The organism is Microvirga makkahensis, assembly GCF_009830105.1.
GTDB lineage: Bacteria > Pseudomonadota > Alphaproteobacteria > Rhizobiales > Beijerinckiaceae > Microvirga > Microvirga makkahensis.
The window spans coordinates 64,481-70,920 of the sequence record NZ_WURB01000020.1; the positions used below are offsets into that span (position 1 = coordinate 64,481).

Annotated in this window: 4 protein-coding genes and 3 pseudogenes; 3 read left to right on the forward strand and 4 right to left on the reverse strand. The window is 60.9% G+C overall.

The window, feature by feature from the left end:
* Positions 1-284 precede the first annotated feature (284 nt).
* Together GR328_RS20235 and GR328_RS20240 are read right to left on the reverse strand one after the other, a co-directional pair.
* Positions 285-1,485 (reverse strand): annotated as a pseudogene (locus tag GR328_RS20235) (IS256 family transposase).
* A 475-nt stretch (positions 1,486-1,960) separates the two neighbouring features.
* The gene (locus GR328_RS20240; protein WP_160887034.1) at positions 1,961-2,659 is read right to left on the reverse strand and encodes an exopolysaccharide biosynthesis polyprenyl glycosylphosphotransferase; all 699 of its coding nucleotides are present in this window, start codon (positions 2,657-2,659) and stop codon (positions 1,961-1,963) included.
* A gap of 148 nt (positions 2,660-2,807) precedes the next feature.
* On the opposite strand from GR328_RS20240, the pseudogene GR328_RS27610 reads away from it, so the two are divergent.
* Positions 2,808-2,918: pseudogene (locus GR328_RS27610) on the forward strand (IS6 family transposase); the annotation flags it as partial.
* 55 nt (positions 2,919-2,973) lie between these two features.
* Here the strand turns inward: GR328_RS27610 and GR328_RS20245 are convergent.
* Entirely contained in the window at positions 2,974-3,687 is a 714-nt protein-coding gene (locus GR328_RS20245) for an IS6 family transposase (protein ID WP_160887036.1), read from the reverse strand.
* A 23-nt stretch (positions 3,688-3,710) separates the two neighbouring features.
* Positions 3,711-4,432 (reverse strand): annotated as a pseudogene (locus GR328_RS20250) (IS5 family transposase); the annotation flags it as partial.
* Positions 4,433-4,488: 56 nt separating this feature from the next.
* Between GR328_RS20250 and GR328_RS20255 the strand changes: the two are divergent.
* Together GR328_RS20255 and GR328_RS20260 are read left to right on the forward strand one after the other, a co-directional pair.
* Positions 4,489-4,632 carry a hypothetical protein gene (locus GR328_RS20255; RefSeq protein WP_160887040.1) on the forward strand — a complete coding sequence of 48 codons (144 nt, stop codon included), beginning with the start codon at positions 4,489-4,491 and terminating at the stop codon, positions 4,630-4,632.
* Positions 4,633-4,970: 338 nt separating this feature from the next.
* Positions 4,971-5,978 (forward strand): TerC family protein, encoded by a 1,008-nt coding sequence (locus tag GR328_RS20260; RefSeq protein ID WP_160887042.1) that lies wholly within the window; start codon positions 4,971-4,973, stop codon positions 5,976-5,978.
* Positions 5,979-6,440: the final 462 nt, after the last annotated feature.

The following is a 6,440-nucleotide window of genomic DNA, read 5'->3' on the forward strand; positions in this document are numbered from 1 at the left end:
TACGCCGCCACCCCTTCGGGTTAGTCCCTCGTCGAACGACGTCAGGGTGATAGAGTTGAGCAGAGCGGGCGGCCTTGCACGGCAGTGCAACACGGCGGGCAGCGCCGCAAATACGGAACGGGCACGAGACGTAGCCGGTGCTTTGCGAGGCACTCGTGCGACGGGCAGATCAAGCTGCTCAGAACGTGGCTCGGTTCCTTATACCATTTCGACCAATGATCGTGTCCCTTTGCGTGGTGTAACTGACGGCGGGTCACCACGATCTCCGACCAGAGCCGGGATGATCAGATCGCCACCGCGGGCAAGCTGACCAGGAGATCATCGCTCATCGGCGCCATCGTTTCCAGCGTGAGACAGCGAGCCCGTTGCACGGCCCATTCCATCGTTCTGCCCCAGCAGGATCGCTCCCACCAAGCGCGTGATCGCCACCTCATTCGGGAAGATCCCCACCACATCCGTTCGGCGCTTGATCTCGCCGTTGAGCCGCTCCAGTGGATTGGTCGAGTGCAGCTTGGAACGGTGCGGAGTCGGAAAGCCCATGTAGGCCAGCACGTCCGTTTCGGCTTCGTCCATCAGGGCGGAGAGCTTTGGCAGCTTCGGGCGGAGCTGGTCGGCGACCTGGCGCCACTGCTGTCGCGCCGCCTCAGGCGTGTTCTGGGCAAAGGCCGCGGCCATGAAGGCTGACACCACCCGCCGGCCGCTCTTGCCCGCATGCGCCAGGGCATTGCGCATGAAGTGCACCCGGCACCTCTGGCAGGTGGCGCTCAGCACCTTGGACACGGCGGCCTTGATCCCCTCATGCGCATCCGAGATCACCAGCTTCACGCCGCGTAAGCCCCGCCGGGCGAGCTTTCGCAGAAAGGCGGCCCGGAAGGGTTCCGCCTCCGACGGGCCGATGTCCAGGCCCAGCACCTCGCGCCGGCCGTCGCTGTTGACCCCTACCGCCACAATCACCGCCACCGACACGATGCGGCCATTCTGGCGGACCTTCACTTAGGTGGCACCGATCCAGAGATACGGCCACTCGCCCTCGATCGGTCGCTCCAGAAAGGCGGTCACGCGCTCATCGATCTCCTCGCACAAGCGGCTCACCTGGCTCTTGGAGATCCCGGTCATGCCGAGCGCCTTGACGAGATCATCGACCGAGCGGGTGGAGATACCCTGGATGTAGGCCGCCTGGATCACGGCCGTGAGCGCCTTCTCGGTCATGCGGCGCGGCTTGAGAAAGCCTGGGAAGTACGAGCCGGTGCGCAGCTTCGGGATGCGCAGTTCCACCGTGCCGGCGCGGGTGTGCCAGTCGCGCTCGCGGTAGCCGTTGCGCTGGGCCAGGCGATCGGGGCTCTTCTCGCCATAGCCGGCGCCGGCGAGGGCACCGACCTCCAGCTCCACCAGCCGCTCGGCCGCAAAGCTGATCATCTCGCGTAGCAGATCGGCGTCCGGGGTCTTCTCGACCAGGCTCTCGAGGTCCATCATGGGGTTGGCCATCGGGGGTTCTTTCGGTTGCAGGTGGATGTCGCAACCCAACCCTAACCGGGAATTGCCGATGACCACCCGCGCAGCGCCCGGCCCGCTACGGCGCTGTTGAGGCGCGCGAGCCGACCGCTGTGCTCCCGTCGAGCTACACCACGCCCCGGGACCTATCCTCGACCAATTGTCGGGAGCGGGCACGAAATACTCGCGGCCTCCAATCGCCGTCCTCAACCGAGCGACGGAACGCCGCCTGCAATGCTGATGCCTGCATCCGCCAAACGCGGATCATCTGGCGTCGGAAGTGCGGGAGCGCTTTTGGCATTCGTGAATCGTGGCGGGGGGGCATCCCAAAGCGCTCGACCGGTGCTTTCAACGGCTTGACAGCGCGACGGGCTCCTTGCGTCACAGGGCTGCGGCGAAGAGCTTGGCGCGTACCACTTCCCTCGCGGAATAACGGGCAATCATAGCACCACGTTGCGTACCCAAATATCTAGCGGCCACACCCGCGCCGAGCGATCTCAATGACAAGGGTTTGAACGAGGATTTTGAGATCTAAGGCATGACTCCAGTTCTTTACGTACCAGAGATCGAGATCGATACGATGCTGCATGTCTGCAAGCGTTGGGGTCTCGCCTCGTGATCCGTTCACCTGGGCCCATCCTGTAATGCCGGGTCTGACTGCGAAGCGGCCAGAATACTGGCGGATCCGCTGTGCGTAGTATTGATCGTGCGCCTGTGCGTGCGGGCGCGGTCCCACTAATGACATTTCGCCCCGGATAACGTTGAGAAGCTGTGGGAGTTCATCAATGCTAGTGCGCCGCAGCCAACGACCGATCCGGGTCACGCGCTTATCGCCTGTCGTAACCTGCTGCACGACAGGTCCATTCTCAAGCACACTCATCGTCCGGAATTTGTAGATTTGGAATGGCCGCCCTCTTAGACCGGTGCGGGTCTGCTTGAAGATCACCGGTCCTTCCGAATCCAGGCGAATGGCAAGCGCGACTAGGAGTAGAAATGGGATCAGCAGAAAAATCGCAAGTACAGCCAATGCAGCATCAAAGATGTGTTTTACGCTGTACGTAGATCGTCTCTCGCGGGCCAGTCTATGGACAAGATCATTCCCTGATCCAGCAGTATCTCCACTCGTTTGCAAAGCGGCTTCCTTATGAAATCGGTTGACTCTGACCAAGTACGCTCAAGCAAAATTACCATTCTCGCAAGAAAGCAAGCGCAGCTATTTAGGCTCTAGGAATATATACATTGGGATTAACTATTTTGGCTCCGTTGCATAAAACTTGGCCGGTCGGAAGAGGGCGGCTCCCTGAGGAATCGCCCTGTTGTCTCTGTTCAAGCGCCGCCGTTTTCCCGTGGAAATTATCCTGTTATGCGTGTGCTGGTACTGCAAACACGGCCTCAGCTATCGCGACTTGGCCGAGATGATGCGGGAGGGCATCGTCACATTAGCGGGCGTCTGCCAGATTTTGGGCTGGGAGGAGGCTGGTTTCAGGCGGCGAATGTCACAGAGGTGATGTCCGCCCAAGTCTGAAAGGCTGCGGTTCGCGCTCTCCGGCAGTCAGCCGCAGGCAAGCAATGGCGCCGCAGGTGAAACAGATTGCTGATCGGATCATGGATCGAGAGGAAGCGCTGCACCTGCCGGGCTGACTTGAACCGCTTCATCTGGCGTTCTCGTCGGCGGGTAGGCTGGTGTGAGTTTACCGCCCGGTTGTTCAACCCTTTGTGCTGCCGATGCTCGATGCTCAGGCCCATCTTTCTGCGAGCAGCACCATAGGAGCCAAGTTTGTCGGTGACCATCACCCGCGGAGGCATGGCGCTCTTCTTCAGGAGCTTGCGCAGCAAGCGCTTGGCGGCTTTGCGATCGCGATGGCTCTGGACCAGGACATCAACGACAAAGCCGTCCTGATCAACCGCCCGCCACAGCCAGTGATTCTTTCCCGCTATGGTGATCACCACTTCATCGAGATGCCACCGATCACCTGGTCGAGGAGTACGCTGGCGAACGCGATTGGCATACGCCCGGCCGAACTGCTCGGCCCAGCGTCGCACCGTCTCATGGCTAACCAGGATGCCTCTGGCGGCCAGCATCTCCTCCACCATCCGCAGGCTCAAGGGAAAGCGGAAATAGAGCCAGGCCGCGAGGCTGATCACCTCAGCGGGGAAACGGTGGCGGGTGTAGAGCGAGGGGCGCGGCTTCTTCATACCGCCTCATATGCCAGTTCCCCCTCGCATCGGGTGGCGAGGCGGCGGAACTGCCCGTACCGGGCAAGTGTGCGCTCCACGACCCAGCGGTGACGCCCCAGCTTTGCCCTGCTCTCAACCCCACGCCTGGCGATGCGCGGTTTGATGTGACGCTGGGTCAGGGCACGTCGGCAACGGCGCTGATCGTGCGCCTTATCCGCGTGCAACTTGCTCGGCCGCTTGCGCGGAGGTCCCCAGCTCTGCTGGATGGGCGGCACAGCATCAACCAGCGGCTCCAGCATACGGCTGTCATGCACGTTAACGCCGGTGAGCCTCAAAGCAAGCGGGATGCCGTTCGCATCCGTGAGGACGTGACGCTTCGAGCCTGCTTTGCCACGGTCAGTCGGGTTCGGGCCGGTCGCCGCGCCCCCATTTTGGCCGCAACGGCCGCACTGACCAGAGCGGCCCGGCTGAAGTCGATGGCATTGCGGCGACCCTGCCGGTTGAGCAGGACCTGCTGAAGCTTGTGCCAGACACCCGCCTGTTGCCAATTCCGCAAGCGCCGCCAGCACGTCGTGCCGGAGCCACAGCCCGTCTCTTGGGGTAGCAACTCCCACAGTGTGTCAGAGCGCAATACGAACAGAATGCCAGTCAGGGCAGCCCGGTCGCTCAGCCTGGGCCGTCCACCCTTGGGCTTGGGCGGCTCAGGAGGAAGGAGGGGTTTGATCACCGCCCAGAGGGCGTCGGAAACAAGAGGTTTGGCCATGCCAAACCAGCGCTCCCACCCCAGTTTTGTTAGACGTTCTTAGGAAAGATCACGGCGTGCTTCTCAGTGACATGATCGCGGGTGCCTTCTCAGGCGGCGACGACAAGTTCGCCAGAGCAACCCGGTCAGATGTGGAACAGGCCGCCGCCGAGGACGAGGGCGGCTTGGGTGACGATTTCGGGTTTGAGGAGGACATGTAGTCCGAGCTGCCGCCGGGGTTGGCTGGTCCGCGGGCCGAAGCCTTCCCCCAGCGGCGTCGGGGAGAGCAAGAACTCTTCCGAAAATGGCCTCCAGCCCCTGCATCAGGGGAGCATCGTTCCGATAGCCTCCCGCCTGGTGTGCTGGCGCCGTTCACCCTTGACGCTATAGAGTCGCGCAGGATCAGCCTTCAGGTGGTGGACCAACCCCCTCTTGACGTTGCGATATCTGCATCCTACCTGGACTTTGTCGGCGACCGGGCCCCTCTGACGGGATGCGCAACGCTCCCGTGATGTCGGAGCCGATGCTTTTTCAACAGAGCAATCACAGGTCCGGTCTCATGCCCGAATTCCTTCTAATGGAATGGCTGGGAAAACCCGTCTGGATGTGGACGGCTTTCCTGAGCCTCATCGTGTTTCTCCTCGCTTTCGACCTTGGCGTCCTGAACAGGAAGGACAAGGAACTGGGCGTCGCGCAAAGCCTTTGGCTTTCTGCCTTCTACATCGCCATCGCGGTTGCATTCGGCGGCTATCTTTGGTGGTCGTACGAGAGTGGCGTCCTCGTCACTGAAGACGGGATGCATGCCGGCATCGCCTATTTCACCGGCTTCTTCATCGAGAAGTCGCTGTCGATCGACAACGTCTTCGTCATTTCACTGATCTTCAGCTATTTTGCGATCCCGCGGAAGTACCAATATCGCGCGCTCGTCTGGGGCATTATCGGCGTTATCGTCCTGCGCGGCATCATGATCGCGCTTGGCGCGGCCCTGGTGCAGGAATATGCCTGGATCCTCTACATTTTTGGCGCCTTCCTGATCCTCACCGGCCTCAAGATGCTCTTCGTCTCGGAGAGCGACCCGGACATTGCGAACAATCCCGCCGTCCGCTTTGTGTGCCGGCACATGCGGGTGACGGATCGCCTTCACGAGCAGTACTTCTTCGTGCGCCAGCCCCATCCCAGGACGGGCCAGGTTGTGACTTGGGCGACGCCGCTCTTCCTTGCGCTCGTCGTAATCAATGTCGCCGACCTGATCTTCGCTATTGACTCGGTCCCGGCGATCTTCGCCATCACGACGGACACCTTTGTGGTCTACACGGCCAACATCATGGCGATCCTGGGCCTGCGCGCGCTCTACTTCGCACTCGCTGCCATGGTGCACCGGTTCCATTACCTGAAATATGCGCTTGCCCTTGTGCTGGTTTTCATCGGGGGCAAGATCTTTTGGAACCAGATCGTCGGAAAGGTGGAGCCGACAATTTCACTCGGCGTGACCCTTGCGCTCATCCTGGGCGGCGTCTTCTACTCGCTGTGGAAGACCAGGAACGGGTCCGTCGCAGCCGCCGAGTAAACGGGAGAAGAGGAGCGATCTCACAAGTAGAGCTGCGTTGCGTTAAGCTTGGCAGTGTAATGGGAAGCGGCCAATGAAGGAGCCGCTCCCTTGCCAATGCTCAAGCGCTGCCGCTTTCCTGTTGAGATTCTGGATGTCGATGGCTTTGGTGGCCTGAAAGAGAGCTAGAAAATGTTGGTAAAATAACATTGTTTTTAATGATTTACGCCCAGGGAGCGCTTGAGCGTGGAATGCAGAGCTGTGCCAAACGTTGTGACACGCTTGCCCCCTCCTTAGCACCTCATCCATGGCAATCCGAAAAACACGCAACGTCTCGCTCACTCCTGGGCGCCGTGAAGTTGTTGAAGTAGGATACACCGATCCTGGTTCGGGGCCGGATTAGGCACCAGTGACCTCTGCCCAGACGCGGAAGGCCCGAGCGCGAGCCTGCCGACGATCGGAAGTGTGGATGGTGACAGGATG

What these genes read in the sequence shown, in the direction of transcription:
- GR328_RS20245 (WP_160887036.1), bottom strand. Translation starts at nt 3,687, where the DNA reads ATGAAGAAGCCGCGCCCCTCGCTCTACACCCGCCACCGTTTCCCCGCT.
- GR328_RS20260 (WP_160887042.1), top strand. Translation starts at nt 4,971, where the DNA reads ATGCCCGAATTCCTTCTAATGGAATGGCTGGGAAAACCCGTCTGGATG.